At 72.1% G+C, this 23,227-nt stretch carries 25 protein-coding genes and 1 pseudogene; 13 read left to right on the forward strand and 13 right to left on the reverse strand.

The window, feature by feature from the left end:
• Positions 1-49 precede the first annotated feature (49 nt).
• Positions 50-151, reverse strand: a pseudogene (locus tag BLV05_RS38530) (SigE family RNA polymerase sigma factor); the annotation flags it as partial.
• 182 nt (positions 152-333) lie between these two features.
• Between BLV05_RS38530 and BLV05_RS07365 the strand changes: the two are divergent.
• Together BLV05_RS07365 and BLV05_RS07370 are read left to right on the forward strand one after the other, a co-directional pair.
• Positions 334-1,059: a DUF5642 family protein gene (locus tag BLV05_RS07365; protein ID WP_046767859.1), complete on the forward strand. Its 726-nt coding sequence runs from the start codon at positions 334-336 to the stop codon at positions 1,057-1,059.
• Between the two features lie 140 nt (positions 1,060-1,199).
• A complete protein-coding gene (locus BLV05_RS07370; RefSeq protein ID WP_046767860.1) occupies positions 1,200-1,970 on the forward strand; it encodes a DUF5642 family protein in 771 nt (256 codons plus the stop codon).
• 33 nt (positions 1,971-2,003) lie between these two features.
• Here BLV05_RS07370 and BLV05_RS07375 read toward each other — a convergent pair whose 3' ends face one another.
• Entirely contained in the window at positions 2,004-2,378 is a 375-nt protein-coding gene (locus BLV05_RS07375; RefSeq protein ID WP_046767861.1) for a nuclear transport factor 2 family protein, read from the reverse strand.
• Between the two features lie 53 nt (positions 2,379-2,431).
• On the opposite strand from BLV05_RS07375, the gene BLV05_RS07380 reads away from it, so the two are divergent.
• The 6 genes from BLV05_RS07380 (at position 2,432) to BLV05_RS07405 (ending at position 8,010) form a co-directional block, all read left to right on the forward strand.
• On the forward strand, positions 2,432-3,058 hold the full coding sequence (locus BLV05_RS07380) for a TrmH family RNA methyltransferase (RefSeq protein WP_231948772.1): 627 nt from the start codon (positions 2,432-2,434) through the stop codon (positions 3,056-3,058).
• Positions 3,051-4,406: an FAD-dependent oxidoreductase gene (locus BLV05_RS07385; RefSeq protein WP_046767987.1), complete on the forward strand. Its 1,356-nt coding sequence runs from the start codon at positions 3,051-3,053 to the stop codon at positions 4,404-4,406. Before BLV05_RS07380 ends, BLV05_RS07385 begins: the two co-directional genes overlap by 8 nt.
• Positions 4,407-4,571: 165 nt before the next feature.
• Positions 4,572-5,480: an ABC transporter ATP-binding protein gene (locus BLV05_RS07390; RefSeq protein ID WP_046767863.1), complete on the forward strand. Its 909-nt coding sequence runs from the start codon at positions 4,572-4,574 to the stop codon at positions 5,478-5,480.
• Positions 5,473-6,369, forward strand: coding sequence for an ABC transporter permease (locus BLV05_RS07395; RefSeq protein ID WP_046767864.1), 897 nt, complete (start codon positions 5,473-5,475; stop codon positions 6,367-6,369). Before BLV05_RS07390 ends, BLV05_RS07395 begins: the two co-directional genes overlap by 8 nt.
• A complete protein-coding gene (locus BLV05_RS07400; protein WP_046767865.1) occupies positions 6,366-7,283 on the forward strand; it encodes an ABC transporter ATP-binding protein in 918 nt (305 codons plus the stop codon). Before BLV05_RS07395 ends, BLV05_RS07400 begins: the two co-directional genes overlap by 4 nt.
• 10 nt (positions 7,284-7,293) lie before the next feature.
• On the forward strand, positions 7,294-8,010 hold the full coding sequence (locus BLV05_RS07405) for an ABC transporter permease subunit (protein ID WP_046767866.1): 717 nt from the start codon (positions 7,294-7,296) through the stop codon (positions 8,008-8,010).
• Positions 8,011-8,023: 13 nt separating this feature from the next.
• Here the strand turns inward: BLV05_RS07405 and BLV05_RS07410 are convergent, their stop codons facing one another.
• The gene (locus tag BLV05_RS07410) at positions 8,024-8,521 is read right to left on the reverse strand and encodes a pyridoxamine 5'-phosphate oxidase family protein (RefSeq protein ID WP_046767867.1); all 498 of its coding nucleotides are present in this window, start codon (positions 8,519-8,521) and stop codon (positions 8,024-8,026) included.
• A 125-nt stretch (positions 8,522-8,646) separates the two neighbouring features.
• Between BLV05_RS07410 and BLV05_RS07415 the strand changes: the two genes are divergently transcribed.
• Together BLV05_RS07415 and BLV05_RS07420 are read left to right on the forward strand one after the other, a co-directional pair.
• On the forward strand, positions 8,647-9,294 hold the full coding sequence (locus tag BLV05_RS07415) for an NADPH-dependent F420 reductase (protein WP_046767868.1): 648 nt from the start codon (positions 8,647-8,649) through the stop codon (positions 9,292-9,294).
• Between the two features lie 80 nt (positions 9,295-9,374).
• On the forward strand, positions 9,375-9,866 hold the full coding sequence (locus BLV05_RS07420; protein ID WP_046767869.1) for a DUF4262 domain-containing protein: 492 nt from the start codon (positions 9,375-9,377) through the stop codon (positions 9,864-9,866).
• An 805-nt stretch (positions 9,867-10,671) separates the two neighbouring features.
• On the opposite strand, the gene BLV05_RS07425 is transcribed toward BLV05_RS07420, so the two are convergent.
• From BLV05_RS07425 to BLV05_RS07450, 6 genes are all read right to left on the reverse strand, one after another.
• On the reverse strand, positions 10,672-11,115 hold the full coding sequence (locus tag BLV05_RS07425; protein WP_046767870.1) for a hypothetical protein: 444 nt from the start codon (positions 11,113-11,115) through the stop codon (positions 10,672-10,674).
• A gap of 66 nt (positions 11,116-11,181) precedes the next feature.
• On the reverse strand, positions 11,182-11,847 hold the full coding sequence (locus BLV05_RS07430) for an HAD family hydrolase (RefSeq protein WP_046767871.1): 666 nt from the start codon (positions 11,845-11,847) through the stop codon (positions 11,182-11,184).
• Positions 11,844-12,305 (reverse strand): PTS sugar transporter subunit IIA, encoded by a 462-nt coding sequence (locus BLV05_RS07435; protein ID WP_046767872.1) that lies wholly within the window; start codon positions 12,303-12,305, stop codon positions 11,844-11,846. The genes BLV05_RS07430 and BLV05_RS07435 overlap by 4 nt, the downstream gene beginning before the upstream one ends.
• Complete coding sequence (locus BLV05_RS07440; protein WP_046767873.1) at positions 12,302-12,532, reverse strand: glucose PTS transporter subunit EIIB; 231 nt, start codon at positions 12,530-12,532, stop codon at positions 12,302-12,304. Before BLV05_RS07440 ends, BLV05_RS07435 begins: the two co-directional genes overlap by 4 nt.
• A 39-nt stretch (positions 12,533-12,571) precedes the next feature.
• A complete protein-coding gene (locus BLV05_RS07445; RefSeq protein WP_172860782.1) occupies positions 12,572-13,612 on the reverse strand; it encodes an SIS domain-containing protein in 1,041 nt (346 codons plus the stop codon).
• Positions 13,613-13,670: 58 nt separating this feature from the next.
• Positions 13,671-14,426: a GntR family transcriptional regulator gene (locus tag BLV05_RS07450; RefSeq protein ID WP_197683568.1), complete on the reverse strand. Its 756-nt coding sequence runs from the start codon at positions 14,424-14,426 to the stop codon at positions 13,671-13,673.
• 151 nt (positions 14,427-14,577) lie between these two features.
• Here BLV05_RS07450 and BLV05_RS07455 point away from each other — a divergent pair, with 151 nt between their 5' ends.
• The 3 genes from BLV05_RS07455 (at position 14,578) to ptsP (ending at position 18,640) form a co-directional block, all read left to right on the forward strand.
• Positions 14,578-15,348: a GntR family transcriptional regulator gene (locus tag BLV05_RS07455; protein ID WP_046767876.1), complete on the forward strand. Its 771-nt coding sequence runs from the start codon at positions 14,578-14,580 to the stop codon at positions 15,346-15,348.
• A 52-nt stretch (positions 15,349-15,400) separates the two neighbouring features.
• A complete protein-coding gene (locus BLV05_RS07460; RefSeq protein WP_063932519.1) occupies positions 15,401-16,891 on the forward strand; it encodes a PTS transporter subunit EIIC in 1,491 nt (496 codons plus the stop codon).
• 90 nt (positions 16,892-16,981) lie between these two features.
• Entirely contained in the window at positions 16,982-18,640 is a 1,659-nt protein-coding gene (gene ptsP, locus BLV05_RS07465) for a phosphoenolpyruvate--protein phosphotransferase (protein ID WP_046767877.1), read from the forward strand.
• A 21-nt stretch (positions 18,641-18,661) separates the two neighbouring features.
• Here ptsP and BLV05_RS07470 read toward each other — a convergent pair whose 3' ends face one another.
• Genes BLV05_RS07470 through BLV05_RS07485 form a run of 4 tightly spaced genes read right to left on the reverse strand, consistent with a single transcriptional unit; the run spans position 18,662 to position 23,140 of the window.
• Complete coding sequence (locus BLV05_RS07470) at positions 18,662-19,855, reverse strand: ROK family transcriptional regulator (protein ID WP_046767878.1); 1,194 nt, start codon at positions 19,853-19,855, stop codon at positions 18,662-18,664.
• Positions 19,852-20,793 carry a carbohydrate ABC transporter permease gene (locus tag BLV05_RS07475; protein WP_197683569.1) on the reverse strand — a complete coding sequence of 314 codons (942 nt, stop codon included), beginning with the start codon at positions 20,791-20,793 and terminating at the stop codon, positions 19,852-19,854. The genes BLV05_RS07470 and BLV05_RS07475 overlap by 4 nt, the downstream gene beginning before the upstream one ends.
• Positions 20,790-21,743, reverse strand: a complete 954-nt coding sequence (locus BLV05_RS07480; RefSeq protein WP_046767879.1) for a carbohydrate ABC transporter permease — start codon at positions 21,741-21,743, stop codon at positions 20,790-20,792. Before BLV05_RS07480 ends, BLV05_RS07475 begins: the two co-directional genes overlap by 4 nt.
• Positions 21,740-23,140: an ABC transporter substrate-binding protein gene (locus BLV05_RS07485; protein ID WP_046767880.1), complete on the reverse strand. Its 1,401-nt coding sequence runs from the start codon at positions 23,138-23,140 to the stop codon at positions 21,740-21,742. Before BLV05_RS07485 ends, BLV05_RS07480 begins: the two co-directional genes overlap by 4 nt.
• Positions 23,141-23,227: the final 87 nt, after the last annotated feature.

The following is a 23,227-nucleotide window of genomic DNA, read 5'->3' on the forward strand; positions in this document are numbered from 1 at the left end:
CCCGGCTGACCCGCCGCCACTGCCGGAACGCCCGCAGCAACGCCGTCTGGACGACGTCCTCGGCGAGGTGGGCGTCGCCGGTCAGCAGGTACGCCAGACGCAGCAGCGGCTGCCGCCGGGTGACCACGTACTCGTGGAAGTCCACGCCCATACCCCTCAGACGTAGGAGGACGGCCGATCCGCTGCATCGTCCGTCCGGAGCGAATCTCCCACACCGCCCACATGGGCGCCTGCCGGTCGGTACATTTGCCGCCGTTCCCCTGCGTGACAACACGCATACCCCTCTGTCAAGGAATCAGACGAACCATGCGAAAGCTCGGAATTTCTGCGCTTGTGGCCGCCACCCTGTTCCTCGCCGCGTGCGGGGGTGACGACGAGTCGGGCGACGACGCGACGACCACCCCCGACGAGACCGCCGCCGCCGAGGAGACGCCCGCCGACGACGCCACCGACGACGCCGCCGCCGAGGAGGAGGGCGGCGAGTCCGGCGCCTCCGGCCTGCAGACCGCACTGCTGGCGGCCGAGGACCTCCCCGACGGCGCGACGGTGTCCGCGTTCGACGTCGCCCAGCTGAGCAGCGCCGGCGAGAGCATGGCGCAGCTGCTGGAGGGCGTCACCTACGAGCCGGCCGACTGCCAGTCCTATGACACCAACCCGCTGCAGAAGGACGGCGCCGAGGCGGCCGGCATGACCGCGACCTCGGGCACCGACGTGCTGGTCAACGCCGTCTACACCAACGCCAGCGCCGACGACGTCGCCGGCATCCAGGAGTACTACGACCGCTGCGGCGAGATCACCATCAGCGGTGAGGCCGCCGGCCAGCCGCTGGACATGACCGTCCGCACCACCACCGTCGAGGCGCCGGAGGTCGACGCCGAGGAGGTCATCGCGGTCGAGACCGTCACGGAGTCCGCGGCGATGCCGGCCGTCCCGACCCGCATCATCTACATGATCGACGGCGACCGCGGCGTCTACGTGGCCGGCAACCCGGAGTCGGCGGCGTTCGACCTCGACGCGCTGGCCGTCGCCGCGCTGGACAAGCTCAAGGCACAGGGCTGATCCACCGCTGTCCGCGCCGGGCCACCCGCAATGCCGGTGGCCCGGCGCGGTGCGGTAGATTTCCCAGTCACCACTGGTGGGGCACGGACAGGTGGTGCTGACTCCGACACAACTGTCCAGTGAGAAGGAATTCCACCACCATGCGCAAGATCGCCATCACGGCACTGATCGCCACCACCCTGCTGCTGACCGGCTGCGGTGGCGACGACGAATCCGGCGACGACGCCACCACCACCAACGAGCCGTCCAGTGGCGGCGACGAGCCCGCGGCCGAGGACACCCCGGCCGAGGACACTCCCGCCGAGGACGAGCCGGCGGACGACGCGGCGGCCGGCGGGGCCGTCGACCTGGACGCGGCGTTGTTGACCGCTGGTGACCTGCCCGACGGCGCCCAGATCATGCCGATCGACGTCACCGAGATGGCCACCGGCATGGACAGCATGGCGGGCCTGATCGAGGGCGCCACCTACGAACCGGCCGAGTGCCAGGACAACTCCGCCGACCCGCTGCGGCGCGACGGCGTCGAGGCCGCGGCCATGACGGCGATGTCCGAGGTGGACGTCTTCATGCAGGCCGTCTACACCGGCGCCTCCGAGGACGACATCGCGGCCGTCGAGGACTACTACGAGCGCTGCGGCGAGGTCAGCTTCAGCGGCGAGATGGCCGACCAGGCCATCGAGATGACGACCACGACCGAGATCGTCGACGCGCCGTCCGTCGACGCCGACCACGTCGTCGCGCTGGACAGCACCATGGCCGGGTCCGGGCTGCCGGGCACGGTCACGCGCGTCGTCTACGTGATCGACGGCGACCTCGGCATGTACGTCGCCGCGAACCCCGATTCCGCGGTGTTCGACATCGACGCGCTGACGGCGACCGCGCTCGAGAAGCTGCGCGCCGCGCGGGGCTGATCCGTCCCCCGAACATCGGGCCGCGGCCGGGCGTCAGTACCTCTCGACGAGGTGCTCCCGCCCGGCCGGTGGTTCGTAGGCCTCCGGCCAGACGTCGACCACTTCGCGCACCCGGCCGTCGGCGGCGACCCGGATGAAGGCGATGGCGAACATCGGCTCGTCGCCCACCCGGACGTCGACCCAGCAGGCCGCCTCGTCGCCGTCGACGAGGATGCGCCGCGGCGTCAGGTGCCAGTCGCCGGGGTACTCGACGTTGAACCGGACGTAGGCGTCGCGGCCACGGATGCGTTCGCGCGTCTGCGGCGTCTCGTAGACGACGTCGTCGGCCAGGACGGCCGCGAAGGCCGGCCAGTCGCGCGCCTCGAGCGTCGCCCAATACGACTCGACGGTCTCCCTTGTCGTACTCATGAACGAACCGTATGGCCGGGCACCGACAAGGTCGGCGGGTACCGTTGACCTTCGTGAGCGACGATGCCCTGCCCGGGCTCGGCCCGTGGCAAGGTCCTTGGCCCGACGACCCGCACTTCGACCCCGTGCTGCTCGAGCAGGGCGACCGCCGCAACGTCGTCGACGTCTACCGCTACTGGAGCAACGACGCGATCGTGGCCGACCTCGACCGGCGCCGGCACCCGTTCCACGTCGCCATCGAGAACTGGCAGCACGACTTCAACATCGGCTCGGTGGTCCGCACGGCGAACGCCTTCCTGGCTGCCGAGGTGCACATCGTCGGGCGGCGCCGCTGGAACCGTCGCGGCGCGATGGTCACCGACCGCTACCAGCACGTCCGGCACCACGCCGACCTCGCCGCGCTCGCCTCGTGGGCGCGCGGCGAGGGGCTGCCGGTGCTCGGCATCGACAACCTGCCCGGCGCCGTCCCGCTGGAGACCTACGACCTCCCGCGCGGCTGCGTCCTGCTGTTCGGGCAGGAGGGACCCGGCCTGTCCGAGGCCGCGCGCGAGCACGTCGGCGCCGTCCTGTCGATCGCCCAGTTCGGGTCCACCCGTTCCATCAACGCCGGCGCGGCGGCGGCCATCGCCATGCACGCCTGGATCCGCCGGCACGTCGTCCCTGGAGGTGCCGATGGCTGACCGCGTACTGGTGATCGGGGCGGACGCCGCCGGCATGAGCGCGGCGTCGCAGGCGCTGCGCACGGCGAAGGCCACCGGCCGCGACCTCGACGTCATCGCCGTCGACCGCGGGCACTGGACGTCGTACTCCGCGTGCGGCATCCCGTACTGGGTCGCCGGCGACGTCGCCTCGGCCGACAAGCTGGTCGCCCGCACGCCCGAGCAGCACCGCGCCAACGGCATCGACGTGCGCATGGTCACCGAGGCGACGGCCATCGACACCGACGCGGGCTGGGTCGAGGTGCACGACCACGCGGCCGGGCGGCTCGAGCGGCTCGGCTACGACCAGCTGATCATCGCCACCGGTGCGACCCCCGTGCGCCCGGACGTCCCGGGCGCCGACGCCGCGGGCATCCACGGCGTGCAGACGCTCGACGACGGCGGCGCCGTGCTGCGTCACCTCGCGCGGCCGCTCGAGCGCGCCGTGGTCGTCGGCGCCGGGTACATCGGGCTGGAGATGGCCGAGGCGATGGTCCGTCGCGGCCTGGCCGTCACCGTCGTCGACCGCGGCCGGGAGCCGATGAACACCCTCGACCCCGACCTCGGCACCCAGGTGCACGCGGCCATGGAGGCGATGGGCATCGACGTCGTCACCTCGGCCTCGGTGACGGCGTTCGAGACCGGCCCCGGCGGCGTCACGGCCGTCGTCACCGATGCCGGCACGTTCCCGGCCGACGTCGTCGTGCTCGGCACCGGTGTGCGACCGGCCACCGACCTCGCGCGCGCCGCGGGCCTGCCGCTCGGCCCGTCCGGCGGGCTGCGCACCGACGACACCCAGCGGGTCGTCGACGGCGTCTGGTCGGCCGGCGACTGCGTCGAGACGTGGGACCGGGTCCGCGGCGACTGGGTGCACGTGCCGCTCGGGACGCACGCGAACAAGCAGGGCCGGGTGCTCGGGACGAACCTCGGCGGCGGGTCGGCCCGATTCCCGGGCATCGTCGGCACCGCGCTGACGAAGGTCTGCGACCTCGAGCTGGCCCGCACCGGGCTGACCGAGGGCGATGCCGTCGACGCCGGGTTGGACCACGTCGCCGTCACCATCGAGTCGACCACCCGGTCCGGCTACTTCCCGGGCACCAAGCCGATCACGGTCAAGATGGTCGCCGAGCGCCCGACCGGCCGGCTGCTCGGCGCGCAGATCGTCGGCCGCGACGGCTCGGCCAAGCGCATCGACGTCTGTGCCATGGCGCTCTGGACCGAGCTGACGGTGGGCGAGCTGGCGATGACCGACCTCGCCTATGCGCCGCCGTTCTCGTCGGTGTGGGACCCGGTCCAGATCGCCGCCCGGAAGGCCGCCGACCGGCTCTGACACGTTTCCTTGGGATCTTCGGCGGACGGCCGCAGTGCCCTCACCCTGAGACGCTTCTCAGGGTCGCCCGCTTCGCCGGCTCGGGGAGGTCGTGCTCGGGGACGACCTCGCGTGTCGTACCACCGCCCGACGCGCTGCGGCGCACCTCGGCGGTAGCGTCGAGCCGTGCCCGTCATCCAGACCGAGGAACTGACGAAACAGTTCCCGTCGACCACCGCGCTCGACCGCCTCACCATCGACGTCGAGCCGGGTGTCGTCGGGCTGGTCGGCGCCAACGGCGCCGGCAAGTCCACGCTGATCAAGATCCTGCTCGGGCTCTCGTCGGCGACGTCGGGACGGGCCAGCGTCTTCGGCCTCGACGTCACCAAGGACGGCCCGCGGATCCGCGAACGGGTCGGCTACATGCCCGAGCACGACTGCCTGCCCGCCGACGTCTCCGCGACTGAGTTCGTCGTGCACATGGCCCGCATGTCCGGGCTGCCGGCCAACGCCGCGCGCGAACGCACCGCCGACACCCTGCGCCACGTCGGCCTCTACGAAGAGCGGTACCGCCCCATCGGCGGCTACTCCACCGGCATGAAGCAGCGGGTCAAGCTGGCCCAGGCGCTCGTGCACGACCCCGAGATCGTCATGCTCGACGAGCCCACCAACGGGCTCGACCCGGGCGGGCGCGACGAGATGCTGCTGCTGATCCGGCGCATCTGGGCCGACTTCGGCATCACCGCGCTGGTGACGTCGCACATGCTCGGCGAGCTGGAGCGCATCGCCGACCACGTGGTGATCATCGACGGCGGCACGCTGCTGCAGTCGTCATCGACGTCCGAGTTCACCCGCACCAGCCAGTTCCTGGTCGTCGAGGTGTCGGGCGAGGCCGAGGCCGTCGCCGCCACGCTGAGCTCCGCCGGGCGCACGGTCAAGCGCGACGGCACCCAGCTGGTGCTCTCGCTCGACGACGACGAGACGTACGACGCGGTGCGCGACGCCGTCGCCGCCCAGGGCGTCGGGCTGATCCGCATGGAGCAGCGCCGCCATCACATCGCCGAGTTGTTCGGAGCGGAGCGGGCCGATGGCTGAGCAGACCCCGACCGGTGTCATCCACGACATCGGCTACCGCAAGTACGACGGACCCCGGCTCGGCCGCGCCCACGTCACCCGGGCGCTGTTCGTCGAGAGCCTGCGCGGGGCGTACGGCCTCGGCCGGTCGGCCCGGGCGAAGGTGCTGCCGATGCTGCTGCTCGGCGTCATGTGCCTGCCGGCCTTCATCATCGCCGTCATCGTCAACGTCACGTCCAGCATCACCGGCGAGATGCCGCTGGCGTACTCGAGCTACATCTTCACGACCCAGGCCATCCTGATCATCTTCGTGGCCGCGCAGGCGCCCGTGGCGCTCTCGCGCGACCTGCGCTTCAAGACCGTCCCGCTGTACTTCTCCCGGCCGATCGAGCGCTCCGACTACGTGCTGGCGAAGTTCGGCGCGCTGTCCGTGGCGCTGTTCCTGCTGCTGACGGCGCCGATGCTGATCATGTACATCGGCGCGCTGCTGGCCGAGCTGCCGGCCGGGCGCGAGACCGGCGACCTGCTGCTGGCGCTGCTCGGCGCGGTGGTCTTCTCGGTCGTGTTCGCCGGCGTCGGGTTGCTGATCGCCTCGCTGACCGCACGGCGCGGGTTCGGGGTCGCGGCCATCATCACCGTTTTCGCGCTGAGCTTCGCCGCCGTCAGCGCCATGCAGGGGATCATCCGCTACGAGGTCGAGAACGTCGACCTCGCCGGCTGGCTCGGCCTGCTGTCGCCGGTCACGCTGGTCGACGGGTTCCAGACCTGGGTGCTGGACGCCTCGGGCCGGGCCGTCGCGCCGCCGCCGGGCGACGTGGGCGGCGTGGTGTTCGTGCTCGTGACGTTCGCCGTCATCGGCGCCTGCTGGGCCCTGCTCAACCTGCGCTACCGGAAGGTCGCCGTCTCATGATCCCCTCGGTCCTCTCCGTCGACACCGTCTCGCGTTGGTACGGCAACGTCGTCGCCGTCAACGACGTCACCATGACCATCGGCCCCGGCATCACCGGCCTGCTCGGCCCCAACGGCGCCGGCAAGTCGACGCTGATCGGCATGCTGGCCGGGTTCCTCGCGCCGTCGGCCGGCACGGTCACGCTGAACGGCGACACCGTCTGGAAGAACCCCGAGGTCTACCGCACGATCGGGCTGGTGCCCGAGCGCGAGGCCGCGTACGACTTCCTCTCCGGATGGGAGTTCGTGCTGGCCAACGCGGAACTGCACGGTCTGCCCGACGCCGGCGCCGCCGCCCAGCGCGCGCTGGCCGCCGTCGAGATGGAGTTCGCCCAGTCCCGCAGGGTCGGCGAGTACTCCAAGGGCATGCGGCAGCGGGTCAAGATGGCCTCCGCGCTGGTCCACGATCCCGCCGTCCTGCTGCTCGACGAGCCGTTCAACGGCATGGACCCGCGGCAGCGGCTGCACCTCATGGACCTGCTGCGGCAGATGGGCGCCGACGGCCGCACGGTGCTGTTCAGCTCGCACATCCTCGAAGAGGTCGAGCAGCTCGCGCAGCAGATCGAGGTCATGGTCGCCGGCCGGCACGCCGCGTCCGGCGACTTCCGCGAGATCCGCCGGCTGATGACCGACCGGCCGCACCAGTACGTCATCCGCTCCTCCGACGACCGCGGGCTCGCCTCCGCGCTGATCGCCGACGGCTCCACCGCCGGCGTCCAGCTCGACGACGACGTGCTCAGCGTCGAGGCGGTGTCGTTCCTGCGGTTCACCGAGTTGCTGCCGCGCGTCGCCCGCGACGCCGGCATCCGGCTCTTCGAGGTCTCGCCCACCGACGAGTCGCTCGAGAGCGTCTTCTCCTACCTGGTGAAGAGTTAGGGGTACAGACATGAACGGGACCGTTGTCCGGCTGACCTACCGGGCGCTGCTCGGGGGCCGGCGGGCCTGGCTGCTGTTGCTGATGTCGGTGCTGCTGCTCTCCATGGCGGTGCTGCTGCGCGTCACCGTCGGCGTCGACCACCAGGTGACCGCCGACTTCCTCGGCGCCGTCGCGCTGGCCGCGCTGGTGCCGCTGTTCGGGCTGATCGTCGGCACCGGCGTCATCGGCCCCGAGATCGACGACGGCTCCATCGTCTACCTGCTGTCCAAGCCGATCTCGCGGCCCACGATCATCATGAGCAAGCTGGTCGTCGCGGCCACCGGGACGGTGCTGTTCGCCGCCCTGCCGACGTTCGTCGCCGGTCTGGTGATGTCCGGGACGGCCGACCGCATCGCGCTCGGCTTCGGTGTCGCGGCGCTGGTGGCGTCGGTGGCCTACAGCGCGATCTTCCTGCTGTTGTCCGTCGTCACCCGGCACGCGGTCGTCTACGGGCTGGCGTACGCGCTGATCTGGGAGGGCCTGCTCGGCTCGTTCGTCCCCGGCGCGCGGACGCTGAGCGTGCAGCAGTGGTCGCTGTCGCTGACCGAGGCCATCAGCACCCGCGACCTCGTGTCGTCCGACGTGCGGCTCGCGGTGGCCGGGGTACTGCTGGCGGTCGTGATCGTCGGCGCCACCTGGTACGCCGGGCAGCGGCTTCGGGTGCTCTCGCTGGCCGGCGAGGAGTGAGCCCTGCTGGGGCTCACGCACCCTGCCGCTCGGCCCGCTGCTTGACCAGTTCCTCGACGGCGGACGGGAGCGTCGTCTCGAAGTCGATCAGCTTCGCCCAGGTCGGGGTCACGACGATCCGCACCATGGAGTCGTAGAGCGAGCGGACCTCGGCCTCCCACACGACCCGCTGCTCGGGCGTCATCTCGTAGCTGCCGTTCATCTGCAGGTACTCGTCCGGGATGCCCTGGACGAGGTCGAGCTCGGCCCGGCCGCGGATCAGCAGGATCTTCGGCGGGTGCACCTCGGTGTCGATCGTCAGGGCCACCGCCGGGTTGTGGCGCAGGGCGGGCAGTTTCGGCGCGTTCGTCGTCGTGCACATGACGATCTCCGTGCCGTTCCAGACGAACGCGATCGGGACGGTGCGCGGCGTCCCGTCGGTGGCGACGTAGGCCAGCCGGGTCAGGTCGCGGGCCAGCAGCTCCTGGCTCAGCGGGCGGTTCAGGACCTCGGCGATCTCGTTCGGTTGCATGGCGGTTCCTCCTCTTCAGGTGGCCTGTCATGGCCACTCGTAACCCGGGGACGGAGCCGGTCGCGGGTTCTCGACATTCCGGCCGGAGCGGGATTTCGGGGGACCGGTTCGGTGTTGCATCGCTCATGACGACTCTGGGTTTCATCGGCGCCGGCCACATCGGCGGACAGCTCGCGCGGCTCGCGGTGGAGCACGGCTACAACGTGGTGATCAGCAACTCCCGCGGTCCCGAGACGCTCATCGACCTGGTCGACGAGCTCGGCGACCACGCCCGGGCCGGCACCGCTGACGAGGCGGCGCGCGACGGCGACGTCGTCGTGGTGGCCGTCCCGCTGCGGGCCATCGGCGCCGTGCCGGTCGAGCCGCTGGCCGGCAAGACCGTCGTCGATGCCAACAACTACTACTGGCAGCGCGACGGCCGCATCGCCGAGCTCGACAACGAGTCCACGACGACGTCCGAGCTGCTGGAGGCGCACCTGCCGAAGTCACACGTCGTCAAGGCGTTCAACCACATCATCGCGGCCGAGCTGACCACCGACGGCCGCCCGCCCGGGACGTCCGGCCGGCGGGCGCTCGTCGTCGCGGGCGACGACGCCGAGGCCAAGGCGCGGGTCGCGAAGGTGATCGACCGGTTCGGCTTCGACCCGGTCGACATCGGCCCGCTCGCCGAGGGCTGGCGCATCCAGCGCGACACCCCCGGCTACGTCCAGCGACGCACCGCCGACGAACTGCGCGCCGACGTCGCGGCGGCGCGGCGGTACCGCGATAGGTAGCGCTCTCGACCGGACATTGTCGGTGGTAGGTGTTAGCCTTCGAACTCCTGTTCAACCACGATATTTCCCCGGAGGTCACCATGGCGTTGGGCACCTGCACCCCACTGCAGCGGCAACAGTGGCAGGACCAGGAGGACGCGTGGCTGCGCGACACCGTCCGCCGGCACGGCTGGGCCGTCCAGTACGCCGCCGGCGCCCCGCCGTTCGCCTACACCGTCGGGCTGTGGAGCCTCGGCCATCCGGAGCTGCTGGTCTACGGGCTCGACCTGCAGGCCAGCGCCTGGGTGCTGAACCAGTTCGGCGACAAGATCCGCGACGGCGAACGGTTCGGCCCCGGCCGCCCGCTGCGGTTGACCGGCTGGTCCCACCGCCTGCAACTCTTCCCCTTCCACGACGGCGACGACCCGCCGGTGCTCGGGTCGGCGCAGCGCTACTACGACCGTGACGCCGGCGACCCGGTCCCCGCCCTCCAGCTCTTCTGGGACGACGCCGGCGGGCGCTTCCCCTGGGACGACGGCTACGACCTGCCCGGTGGTTTGCAGCCCGCACCCCGGCCGCATACGCCGGGCTGAGTGGTCCTTGGTGTGCAGCGGTCTGGCGGGGGTGTTGCCGAGTTGGGCGTCCCCCTGCTGCCCATTTTCTTAGCCGTGGACGCGCGCCTCAAGTCCGCGCCCGCTGGGGTGATTGTTCGCTGTGGTTGGGGGGCTTGGACTTGACCCGCGCGTCCCCGGTCTAAGAACTCGGCAGCTATCAGGGGGACGGGGAAGAACCGGGCACAGCCCGTGTGGGTGTGAGTCGACTTCGATGGCGCCGGCCGTCTTCGATGTCGGGGGTCGTGCTCTGGGTGTGTCGAGGACGGTTTCTGCCATCGAGGACGACTGTCGCTGTGGAGGACGACGGTGCGGGTCCTGGTCTGGCGTTACGTCGTGGTCTGCCGTGACGCGAAATGGCGGATTCGGGGCTGGTGGCGTGACTGGGGACCAGGACGTGACGGCAGACCAGGACGCCGGCGGACCAACCTGGGCGTGAGGCGCGTCCTGGGTGTGAGTCGCGGTTTCGGGCTCGAAACGGGTGTTCAGCGCACCTCACACCCAGGAAACCGACTCCGCAGAGTCGGCGAACGGCGCGAACGGTCCGGGCTGTGCCCGGTTCTTCCCCGTCCCCCTGATAGCTGCCAGTTCTTAGGCCGCGGACCCGCGGGTCAAGCGGTCCCGTCGGCGCGAAGCGCCCCATAGTCCGCTTGAGGCGCGGGTCCGCGGCTAAGACAATGGGCAGCAGGGGGACGCCCCACTAGGCAACCCCCCCGCCGAACCCCCTAAACGGCCCGGCGGCGCGTGCCGTCACGTTCACCCGCCGCCGGGGTCGAGTGGCCCGAGGTCAGCTGTGGGTGGCTTCGGCGGGCGGCTTGTCGGTGTGGGTCTCGTCGGTGCGGTGACGGCGCCAGCGGCCCAGCCTGGAGTGCCGGCCGTCGTCCGCCGGGGCGTCGGCGGTGGGCTCGTCCGTGGCCGTCGGCGTCCCCGCGGCCGCCGGGCGACCGGCGACGGTGCGGTCGTCGGTCACGTCCTGGGTGGCCACCTTCTGGCGCAGGTATCTGATCTCTGTCCGCCGCGCCCGGGCGGCGCGCATGCCCGCGGCGAACGTGGCTACCGCGGCGAACACCACCAGCATCGTGACGGCGCCGGCGACGAACACGCCCCACACGGGGATCTCGGTGTCCAGGCCGAACGATTCCAGCATCACCTGGCCGGTCCCGTCCGCCGCGATGATGTACACCGCGACGCCGGCGACCGCGAACAACAGCAGTGCGAGCACGATCAACATGGCTTCCGACCTCCTCCGGAGTCTGGATCGGCACATACCCGTCCGGGCGCCGGCCAAACCGGGTGGTCAGGACCGCAGCAGCTCCGCCGGCCCCGCGACGACCCGGTGGGCGCCGCCGTCGAGGAGGGCGCCGGCCGACGTGCCGGTGGCGACGCCGATGACTAGGCCGACGCCGGCGGCCAGCGCCGAGTGCAGGCCGGGAACCGTGTCCTCCAGCGCGACGGCGTCGGCCGGGGCGACGCCGAGGGCGGCGGCGCCGGCGAGGAACGGCGCCGGGTCGGGCTTGCCGGTGGTCGTCACCTCGGCGGTGATCAGGGCGGCGAAGAGGTCCCCGACGCCGAGCACGTCGCCCACCGCGTGCTCCGCCCAGGCCCGTCCGGCCGACGTCACCAGCGCGACGGCGATGCCCGCGGCGTGCAGCCGGCGGACCAGCTCGGCCGCGCCGGGCAGCGGCCGCAGCGGATGGGCGTCGTGGTCGAGGTGGGAGATGACCCCTTCGACCAGGGCGACGGCGTCCTCGCCGCTCCACGGGCCGGGGAGCTGCGCGAACACCTCTGACCCGCGGCGGCCGGCGAACTCGCGCAGCACCTCCGGCCCGAGGTCCCAGCCGCGGGCCGCGAAGTATGCGCGGTAGGCGGCCTGGTTGGCCGGCTCGCTGTCGACGAGCGTGCCGTCGAGGTCGAGCAGCGCGGCCCGCCGGCCGGTGAGCGCGGCGTCGAGCCCGGCGCTCACCGGTCCCACGTGAACAGCACATCGCCCGCCTCGACCGGGCCGGCGGCGTGCAGCCCGGTGAGGGCGCCGGCCGTGGCCTCGAGCGCGATGACCGGCACCACTGGCGACCGGTCGCCGGCCTCGACGGCGGCGGGATCCCAGGTGACGACGGGCGCGCCGGCGGCCACCTCGTCGCCCTCGGCGACGTGCAGCTGGAAGCCTTCGCCGGCCAGCTGGACGGTGTCGATGCCGAGGTGGGTGAGCACGCCGGCGCCGTCGGCGGTCTGGATGACGAACGCGTGCGGGTGCAGCTTGACCAGCCGGCCCGGCACCGGCGCGACCGCCGTCACCGGCCCGGACCGATCGGGGTCGACCGCCAGCCCGGGGCCGACCAGTGCCTGGGCGAAGACCGGGTCAGGCACCTCGGCCAGCTCGATCACCCGCCCGGGCACGGGGGACAGCACGTCGAGCTGGGTCACATCAGATCCTCGATGTCGGTGGCGATGGTGTCGGCCTCAGGCCCGACGACGACCTGCACGACCTGGCCGGCCGAGATGACGCCGAACGCGCCGGCCGCCTTGAGCGCCTTCTCGTCGACCTTGGACGAGTCGTGCACCTCGGTGCGCAGCCGCGTGGCGCACGGCTCGATCTCGACGATGTTGTCGGCGCCGCCCAGCGCCGCCAGGATCTGCTCGGCCTTGTCCATGTGTCCCCTCCGTTGGTGTGACGAGTGAGTGCGGCCGGCTCAGCTGCCGGCCGGATCGGTCTGGGTGACCTTCGAGAGCCCGCGGGGCGCGTCCGGGTCGAGCCCGAGCCTGCGCGCCAGAGCCTCGACCGTCAACTGCGCCGGCACGACGAGCGCCAGCGGCGCCACCAGCTCGCGCAGCTCCGGCCCGGGGACGCTGACGTCGACCGCGCCGGCGAACCCGGAGTCGCCGCCGATGCCGATGGTCGCGGCGGCACCCCGGCGGCGCAGATCGTGCGCCAGCTCCGTCATGCCGGCCACCATCGGGCCGTCGGCCGCGGACACCAGCAGCGCCACGTGCTCGGCGTCGACGACGGCGATCGGCCCGTGCCGCAGGTCGGCGTACGACAGCCCGCGCACCGGGCGCAGGCAGGTCTCCTCCAGCTTCAGCGCCGCCTCCAGCGCGGTGCCGAACGTCACGCCGCGGCCGCTGACCAGCGTCTCCGGCGTCGACGCGAGCCGTTCCGCCGCCTCGTCGACGCCCTCGCGCCGCTCGATCAGTCGCTGCACCTCGCCCGGGACGCGGTCGAGGTCGCCGTCGAGCGCGCCGGGCTTGGCGGACAGCGCGTCGGCCAGCACGGCCATGGCCACCAGCTGGGTGATGTACGACTTCGTCGCGGGCACCGCCAGCTCGGCGCCGGCCCGGGTGACCAGCGCGAGGTCGGCGGCGCCGGCGAGCGCGCTGCCGCCGTCGTTGGTGACGGCGATGGTGCGGGCCCCGTGCGCGGCGGCCCACGCCTGCGTCTCGACGATCTCCTCGGTCTCGCCCGACTGCGACACCGACACGACGACGGCCTCGGAGAGGTCGAGGTCGGCGTGGTAGTGCGTCGCGACGCTCGGCGCGGCCAGCCCGCCCGGCACGCCGGCGTGCACCTCGAGCAGGTACCGGCCGTAGATCGCGGCGTTGTCCGACGACCCGCGCGCGACGAACAGCACCACGCGGCGGCCCTCGGCGAGCGTCTTCAGCTCCGGCCGCAGCGGCAGCAGCGACTCCAGGGTGCGCGCGATGGCCTCCGGCTGCTCGGCGATCTCACGGGCCATGATCGTGTGGGTCACGAGGCGGTTTCTCCTGTCGGATGGGCGGTGACGGGGGACGGCATCAGGTGGCGGCGCCGGGCGCGACCGTCCGGCGGCGCGGCACGACCGGCGGGTTCGGCCGGGCGACCGGCACCCACAGCGTGTAGCGGTCGGAGCGGAACGCCGACCGGCTGTACTCGATGGCGGAGTCGCCGGTGAACGCGCGCCGCGAGATGCGCAGCACCGGCTTGCCGGGCTTGATCATCAGCAGCTTGGCCTCCTCGTGGTCGGCCTCGCCGGCGTCGATGGTGTCCTCGCCCCAGTCGGGGATCAGCCCGCGGGCGTCCAGCTCGACGTACACGCTGGCGGGTGTGCCGCCGTCGAGGAAGCCGGGCAGCCGGTCTGCGGGCAGCCAGGTGTGCTCGACGGCCATCGGCTCGTCGTCGGCGTAGCGCAGCCGGTGCAGGTGGATGAGCTGCTCTCCGGTGGCGACCTTGAGCGCCTCGGCGATGTCCGGCTCGGCCGGCGCCAGCTCCGACGCGAGCACCTTGACGCCGGCGGTCATGCCGCGGCGGGTCATCTCTTCGGTGAACGACGCCAGCCGCACCTGCAGGTCGACCTTGGGCGGCGCGACGAACGTGCCGCGGCCCTGCACGCGCTCGAGTACACCCTCGACGACCAGCGCGTCGACGGCCTGGCGCACCGTCATGCGGGAGACGCCGAAGCGCTCGCACAACATCCGCTCGGACGGGACGGGGTCGCCGGGACGTAGCTCGCTCACGACGAGACTCCGCAGGTAGTCGCGCACCTGGAGGTACTTCAGCGTCGATCGGCGCAAGGACAGCACGGGACTCGCATCGGGTCGGGGCCGCGGGAAATCCCGGCGACCGGTCGATTCGGGCGACGCACCTCTTGACAAGAGTGAGGCGCAGCCACATTGTATGGGCCACTGGTCAAGTCATCTAGACCAGTTCCTACCAGTGTCCCAGATGTCCGGAAAGAGGGTCTCCGTGAACGTGGTCGACGGACCGGTGCCCAAACACCGGCAGCTGAGAGAGATCCTGCTCGCGATGATCGAGGGCGAACTGGTGCCTGATGCGCCGGTGCCGTCCGAACGCGAGCTGGTGGCCCGCTTCAAGGTCAGCCGGGCCACCGTACGTGAAGCCGTCGGCCGGCTGGTCGCCGAGGGCCGGCTCTACCGCGTCCGCGGCAAGGGCACGTTCGTCGCGGCGGCCAGCATCGAGTCGCAGATGCACCTGTCGTCGTTCACCGAGGACATGCGCCGCCGTGGGCACAAACCGTCGACCGTGGTGCTGGGTGCCGACGAGACCGCGGCGCCGCCGCCGGCCCGTGCGGCGCTCGGCCTGGACGTTACCGATCGCGCCTACCGGATCGAGCGGCTGCGCTCGGCCGACGGCGCCCCGATGGCGCACGAGGTGTCCTGGCTGCCGGCCGCGCCGCTGCCCGGGCTGCTCGAGCGCGATCTCACCAGTTCCGTCTACTCGATCCTGGCGCACGACTACGGCCGCGTCCTCGACTCCGCCGCCCAGACGGTGTGGGCCGAGGGCGCCGACCCGCTGCGGGCCCGGCTGCTGCGGGTGCCGCCGGCCGCGCCGCTGCTGGTCTTCCGCAAGACCTCCTACGCCGCCGGACGGCCGATGGAGCACGTCACCTCGTGGTACCGCGCCGACCGGTATCAGGTGCACATGACGCTGGAACGAACCCCCCACACGGGCTCCGGCCCGGGACATCACCTGTAGAGGAGAAGCACGTGAACCGTCACATCCTCACGACGACGAGAGGGGTGCTGGGATGAGCGCGGTGACCGCCACGGCGACCGGGAAGCGCGGCTTCCCCGGCCTCGCGGTGTTGCAGCGCATCGGCCGCAGCCTCATGCTGCCGATCGCCGTCCTGCCGGCCGCGGCCCTGCTGCTGCGGCTCGGCTCCAACGACATGCTCGGCGGCGAGCCGGGCACCGTCGCACCCGGCATGCCGGCCGGCCTGGCCCAGTACGACGGGCTGCACTGGCTGCAGCCGGTGTCGGAGGTGGTCGGCGCGGCCGGCGCCGGCATCTTCAACAACCTGCCGCTGATCTTCGCGCTCGGTGTCGCCATAGGGTTCGCCCGCAAGGCCGACGGCTCGACGGCGCTGGCCGCGGTGGTCGGCTACCTCGTCTACGACAGCGTCTCCGACGCGATGTCGCCGCACGTGCTGGACCGGGCGGCCGAGGGCGAGACGCAGCAGCTGATCAACTTCGGCGTGCTCGGCGGCATCATCATGGGCCTGACCGCCGCCCTGCTGTGGCAGCGGTTCTACCGGATCAAGTTCCCGCCGTACCTGGCCTTCTTCGGCGGCCGCCGGTTCGTGCCGATCATCACCGCGTTCGTGGCGATCTTCATCGCCGTCGGCATGAGCTTCCTCTACAAGCCGTTCGACGACGGGCTGACCAACCTCGGCGAGTGGGTCACCGAGAACGACGTGCTCGGCGGCGGGCTCTACGGGTTCCTCAACCGGCTGCTGATCCCGCTCGGCCTGCACCACATCCTCAACTCGTTCCCGTGGTTCCAGCTGGGCGAGTACACGACGCCGGCCGGCGACGTCGTCCAGGGCGACATCTTCCGGTTCCTCAACGGCGACCCGACCGCCGGCGCGTTCATGACCGGCTTCTTCCCGATCATGATGTTCGCGCTGCCGGCCGCCGCCCTGGCGATTTGGCAGACCGCGAAGCCGGCGCAGAAGAAGATCGTCGGCGGCATCATGCTGGGCGCCGCGCTGACCTCGTTCCTCACCGGCGTCACCGAGCCGCTGGAGTTCTCGTTCCTGTTCGTCGCGTTCCCGCTGTACTTCATCCACGCGGTGCTGACGGGTACGGCGCTGGCGCTGACCAACGCCTTGGACATCCGCGACGGATTCGGGTTCTCGGCCGGCTTCATCGACTACGCGATCAACTTCCGCATCGCCGAGAAACCGTTGTTGTTGATCGTCATCGGGTTGGGCTACGCGGTCGTCTACTACTTCCTGTTCCGCTGGGTGATCACCAAGTGGAACCTGCGGACACCGGGCCGCGAGGACGACGAGGAAGCGGTCGAGGCGTCGCTCGGCGAGGAGGCCGCGGCGATCGTCCAGGAGGAGGAGAAGGTCCCGGCCGGCGCGCCGCCGACCAGCTCGGCCGCGGCGGAACCGGCCCGGCCGGCCTCCGCCGGCCCGGCAGCGGGCCCGGCTGCGGCGGACGGCCCCGCGGCCCCGCCGCCACCGGCTCCGGAGCCGCCGGCGACACCGTCGTCCGACGGAGAGCCGAAGTAACCGATCCGGCTGTGATCATCGGCACTTTCCGGCCCCACCCGGGCCGGGAAGTGCCGATGATCGTGTGAGGAAGACTCGAGGAGGAGCGCTGTGGCAGTGATCAGCGGAGTGGGTGTCAGTTCCGGGCGAGCGGTGGGACCGGTGGTCCGGATGCCGGACCCGGTGGCCGAGCCGGCGCCCGGTGCGACGCTGGCCGACGGTGCCGACGTCGCGGCCGAGGCCGCCCGCATCGCCGCCGCCGCTGAGCAGGTCCGCGCCGACCTCGAACGGCGGGCGTCGACGGCGCACGGCGACGGCGCCGCGGTGCTCGAGGCGACGGCGCTGATGGCGGCCGACCCGGCGCTGGTCACGGCCGCGCAGAAGAAGCTCGACGACGGGACGGCACCGGCCCGCGCGGTGTGGGACGCGGCCGCCGACGTCCAGGCGATGCTCGAATCGCTCGGCGGCTACATGGCCGAGCGGGCCCGCGACGTCGCCGACGTGCGCGACCGCATCGTGGCCGTGCTCGACGAACGGCCGGCGCCCGGCGTGCCGGAGCGCGACGAGCCGTTCGTCCTGGTGGCCCACGACCTCGCACCGGCCGACACCGCGACGCTGGACCCGGCGACCTGTCTGGCGCTGGTGACGGAGGGCGGCGGGCCGACGTCGCACACCGCGATCCTGGCCCGGGCGCTGGGCCTGCCCGCCGTCGTCGCGACGCCCGGGATCCTCGCCGTCGCCGAGGGCACCGTCGTGCTGGTCGACGGCGGCGCCGGGACCGTCCAGCCGGACCCGCCGGCCGATGTCGTCGCGCAGGTCCGGGCGGCGGCGGCCCGCGAGTGGACCTTCGACGGCACCGGCCGCACGTCCGACGGGCACCGCGTCCAGCTGCTGGCCAACGTCGGCGACCCGAAGGGCGCGGCGGCCGCCGCCGAGATCGGCGCCGAGGGCGTCGGGCTGTTCCGCACCGAGTTCTGCTTCCTCGACCGCGCCGAGGAGCCGTCGGTCGACGAGCAGACCACGCAGTACACCGCCGTGCTGGAGCCGTTCGCCGGGAAGAAGGTCGTCGTCCGCACGCTCGACGCGGGCGCGGACAAGCCGCTGCCGTTCCTCACCGACACGTCGGAGGCGAACCCGGCGCTGGGCGTGCGCGGCTACCGGACCGCGTGGCGGCGCCCGGACGTGCTGGACCACCAGCTGGAGGCGATCGCCCGCGCGGGCGAGGCGTCCGGCGCCGAGGTGTGGGTGATGGCGCCGATGATCTCGACACCTGCCGAGGCCGCCGACTTCGTCGCCCGGGCCGCGACGTTCGGCCTGGCCACGGCCGGCGTCATGGTCGAGGTGCCGGCGCTCGCGCTCACCGCCGACGCGCTGATGTCGGCCGTGGCGTTCGCCAGCCTCGGCACCAACGACCTCACCCAGTACACGATGGCCGCCGACCGCCTGCTCGGCGAGCTGGCCGAGCTCAGCGACGGCTGGCAGCCGGCGGTGCTGCGGCTGGTGCACCTGACCGCCGAGGCGGGCGCGCAGGCGGACCGGCCGGTGGGCGTGTGCGGCGAGGCGGCGGCCGACCCCGCCCTCGCCGTCGTCCTCGCCGGCCTCGGCGTGACCAGCCTGTCGATGACGGCGCGGGCCATCCCCGAGGTCGCGGCGACGCTGCTCTCCGTCACCCGCGCCGAGTGCGTCCGGCTGGCCGAGCTGGCGCTCTCCGCGCCCGACGCGAAGGCCGCCCGCGCCGCCGTCCACGCCGAGCTCCCGCCCCTCACCTGACGCTGGGGTGGGGTGGGGGCGTCAGGCGCCGAGGCGGGCGTCGACGGCGTCGGCGGAGAAGACGTGGTCGACGACCATGATGCGGGCGCCCTCGATGGCGGCGCGGTCCTGCAGCGCCGACGCCGTGATGGTGAGGTCGCGGGTGGCCAGCGGCACCGTCCGCTCGTACAGCGACTCGCGCACGCCGATGAGGAAGTGCTCGTGCGTCAGCGCCATCGAGCCGCCGATCACCAGCACGCCCGGGTTGAGCAGCGCCACCGCCGTCGCCAGCACCTCGCCGACCAGTTGGCCGGCGGTGCGCACCAGCGCGATCGCGTCGGCGTTGCCGGCCTGCACCAGCCGGGCGACGTCGGTGGCGGTCTCGGCGGCGATGCCGCGATCGTTCAGCTGCCGGACCAGCGCGCCCCCGCTGGCGTGTGCGGCCAGGCAGCCGTTCGCGCCGCACGCGCAGACGGCGCCGGCGACGGGGTGGGCGATGCGGATGTGCCCGATGTCGCCCGCGCCGCCGGCGATGCCGCGCTCCGGCCGTCCGTCGATGATCAGCCCGGCGCCGATGCCGGTCCCGACCTTGACGTAGAGCAGGCTCGGCACGTCCGGGTGGTACCGCCGCGCCTCGCCCAGCCCCATGAGGTTGGCGTCGTTGTCGATCAGCGCCGGCACGCCGAACCGCTCCTCGAACACTGTCGTGACGGGGTAGTCGTCCCAGCCGGGCATGATCGGCGGCTGCTGCAGCCGTCCGGTCGCGACGTTCACCGGTCCGGGCACGCCGATGCCGACGCCGCACAGCCCTGCCCGCGGCGCCGGCCCGGCCGACGCGAGCAGCGCCTCGAACCCGTCGAGCACGGCCGGCAGCACCGCGTCGGGCCCGTCCTGGATGCGGATGCGGTCGGTGCTCTCGGCCAGGATCGCCCCGGCGGCGTCCTGCAGCGCCAGCCGCGCGTGCGTGGCGCCGAGGTCGGCGGTCAGCACGTACTTGTCGGTGTCGACGAACGACAGCGCCTTCGCCGGCCGCCCGGCGACGCCGGAGTGCATGGCGGCCGCCTCGCTCAGGTAGCCGGCCGCGGTCAGCATGGCCAGCCGCTGGGTCAGCGTCGACCGGGACAGGCCGGTCTGCTCCTGCAGCTCGCGGCGGGTGGTGACCTCGCCGGAGCGGACCAGCTCGAGGATCTGCCCCGCCGTCGCCGTGAGGACGGTGCGCGCCCCGGTCGTCGTCATCCCTTCTCCGCGCCGCTGGTGAGGCCCTCGACGAGCATCCGCTCGGCCAGGAAGAACAACGCGATGATCGGCAGCGTGAGCACCACCGAGCCGGCCATCAGCACCGTCGTCGGCACCTCGATCGACCCCGACAGCCGCGACAGCCCCAGGCTGACGGTCCAGTTGTCGCGCCGCTCGACCAGGAACAGCAGCGCGAACAGGAACTCGTTCCACGCGATCATGAACACGTACAGCCCGGTCGCGATCAGCGACGGCATCGACAGCGGCAGGCTGATGCGCCGGATGACGCCGAACCGCGTGCACCCGTCGATCAGCGCCGCCTCCTCCAGCGACACCGGGATGGTCGCGAAGTAGTTGCGCAGCATGTAGATCGCCACCGGCACAGTCTGCGCCACGTACACGATCGCCAGCGCGAGCAGGTTGCCACGCAGGCTGAGCTGCGAGAACAGCACGAACAACGGGATCGCCAGCAGGATCGGCGGGAACAGGTACACGATCAGGAACAGGTAGCCGGTCGCGCCGCGGCCGCGGAAGGCCAGCCGGCTGACGGCGTACGCGCCGAGGATCGACGCGACCAGCGTCACGACGACGGTGACGGTGGCCACCAGCGCGCTGTTGCCCATGTACTGGAGGAAGCCCTGGCCGCCGTCGTCGACCGACGTGAGCACCTCGCGGTAGGTGTCGGCGGTGATCTCCGACGGCGACACCCACAGCCGGCCGGGCTCGAGCAGCACCTCGGCGATCGGGCGCACCGACAGCACCAGCATGTAGACGAACGGCAGGATCGTGACCAGCGCCAGCGCGATGATCGTGAGCACCCGCAGCGTGCCCCAGACCCGTTCCTCGCGGCTGCGCCGGCGACGACTCCCGCCGCGCGACGGTGCCCGCGGCGGCCGGCCGGGCGGCGACGGTGCGGTCGTGACGGTCTCCACACTCACGACGTCTCCCCTCGGGCCGCTGTCGTCCGCATGTAGACGGCGATGAAGACGGTCAGCACGGCGGCCAGCACCAGCGACTGCGCGGCCGCCGCGCCGATGTCCGTGCGGGCGGTCAGGAACTCGTACACCCTGATCGACACCACCTCGGTGCCGGCGCCGCCGCCGGTCAGCAGGTACACGTCGTCGAACTTGTTGAACGTGAAGATGAACCGCAGGATCGTCAGCAGCGCGATGACCGGCATCAGCTGCGGCAGCGTGATGTAGCGGAACCGCTGCCAGATCGACGTCCCGTCCACGACGGCGGCCTCGTCCAGCTCGCCGGGCAGCGCCTGCAGCCGGGCGATGATGAACAGGAACGCGAACGGGAAGTACCGCCACGCCTCGAACGCGATGACCGTCAGCAGCGCCAGCGGCACCGTCACGTCCACCCCGAACAGGCCGACCGAGTAGTCGCGCTGCGACAGGAACGGCACCGGCTCGTCCCAGCCCAGGAATTCGGTGCCCCAGGCGTTGACGATGCCGAACTGCGGGTTCAGCGCGACCGACCACACGAACGTCGCGGCGACGACCGGCGCGACGTACGGCAGCAGCATCGCCGCCCGCAGTACGCCGCGGCCGCGGAACGGCCGGCGCAACGCCAGCGCGGCGATCAGCCCGATGACGATCGAGCCGAGCGTCGCGCCAACGGTGTAGACGACGGTCGTCCACAGCGACGACCAGAACCCGGCCGAGCCGAACACCGTCGCGAAGTTGTCCAGGTTGTACTCGCCGAAGAACCCGGCATCGCGCAGGTTGATCAGCCGGACGTCCTGGAACGCCAGCGAGATGGTCCAGATGACCGGCAGCACCACGACGACGAGCACGATGAGCAGCGTCGGGGAGATGAGCTTGAACGCCAGCCGGGACTCCTGGCGGGCCAGCGTGTCGGTGCGCCGCGGCACCGTCGTCACTCCAGGCTCTGCTGGATCTCGACGACGGCGTCCTGCGCCTGCTGGGCCGCCTCCTCGCCGGTGCCGCTGCCGCTGACCAGCTCGTTCAGCGCGGCGGCGACCGGCAGCTCACCCAGCGCGGCGCCGACCAGCTGACCCTGGCCCTGCTCGAACCCCCAGCGCTGGATCGTTTCGGCGCTGGTGCGCACGGTCTCCAGCGTCTCGGCGTCGTAGAAGTCGCCCAGCGGCGCCAGCGTGTCGACGCCGGCGTCCAGGCCCTCCCAGGCGGTGACGTACTCCTCCGGGTCGTCCGCGGTGCCCTGCCGGGTCGGGATGCGGCCCTCGGGCGCGACGGCGAGCCAGTCGACGTAGCCGTCGGCCATGACGTACTGGACGAACTGCGACGACGGCTCGGTCGCGGAGTCGGCGGTCAGCACCCACGAGGTGATCTCGCCGTACGACGCCGGCTCGTCGCCGCTGGGCCCCTGGACCGCCGTGACGACGCCGCTGTTCTGCGCCAGGAACGTGGGGTCGGCGCGGCACTCGGGGCACGTCGGCAGCGCGTCGTTGCGCAGCCCGGCCAGCTCGTCGAGGATGAACGACGACCACACGACCATGGCCGCCTGCCCGGCGAAGTAGGTCGCCCGGGTGGTGTCGACGTCCTGGTTGCCGGCGACGGAGTAGTTGCGCACCAGGTCGGCGTAGAAGTCGAACGTCTCGGCGCACTCGGGCGAGTCCAGCGTGACGGTGCCCTCGTCGTCGACCAGCTCGCAGCCGTTGCCCAGCGCGAAGTACTCGAAGCTCTGCTGGGTGAACGCGTCGCCGGGGATGGTCGGCGCGGCGATGCCGGCCACGGCGTCGCTGTCCAGCGCCTCGGCGGCGGCGGTGATGGCGTCGAACGTCGTCGGCGGCTCGAGTCCGGCGGCGTCGAACAGGTCGCGGCGGTAGACCATGAGCTGCGGCCAGCCGTCGCTGGGCACCGCCAGCTGGGTGTCGCCGTCGCGGGTCAGCTCGAGCGCGGCCTGGGCGAAGGTGTCCTCGCCGAGCTCGTCGACGATGGACGCCGGCGTCTCGGTGTCGAGCAGCTCGTTGACGGCCATCGACTGCACGCCGGCCAGCGACGTCGCGCCGATGACGTCGGGCAGGTCGCCGGCCGCCGCCGACGACGTGATGAGCTGGTCGAAGTCGTTCTCGGCCACCGACACCAGCTCGACGTCGATGCCGGAGGACTCGGTGAAGGCGGTGGTGATGGCCTCGATGGCGGTGACGCGGTCGGCGATGTCCTCGACCACCCACACCGTGATGCTGTCAGCATCCTGCGACCCGCCGCTGCTGTCGTCGCCACCACCGCAGGCGGCGAGCGCGACGGACCCGGCCAGGACGGCGGCCGCCCCGCGGCCGATGCTGGTTGCTCTCATGCGAACCTCTCATCGTCGAGAGTGCCAAACTCTTGGGTTACAGCCTGTCTGGGTTAGGGTCATGAAACACCTAATATTGTCTGACGG

The organism is Jiangella alkaliphila (genome assembly GCF_900105925.1).
Taxonomy (GTDB): domain Bacteria; phylum Actinomycetota; class Actinomycetes; order Jiangellales; family Jiangellaceae; genus Jiangella; species Jiangella alkaliphila.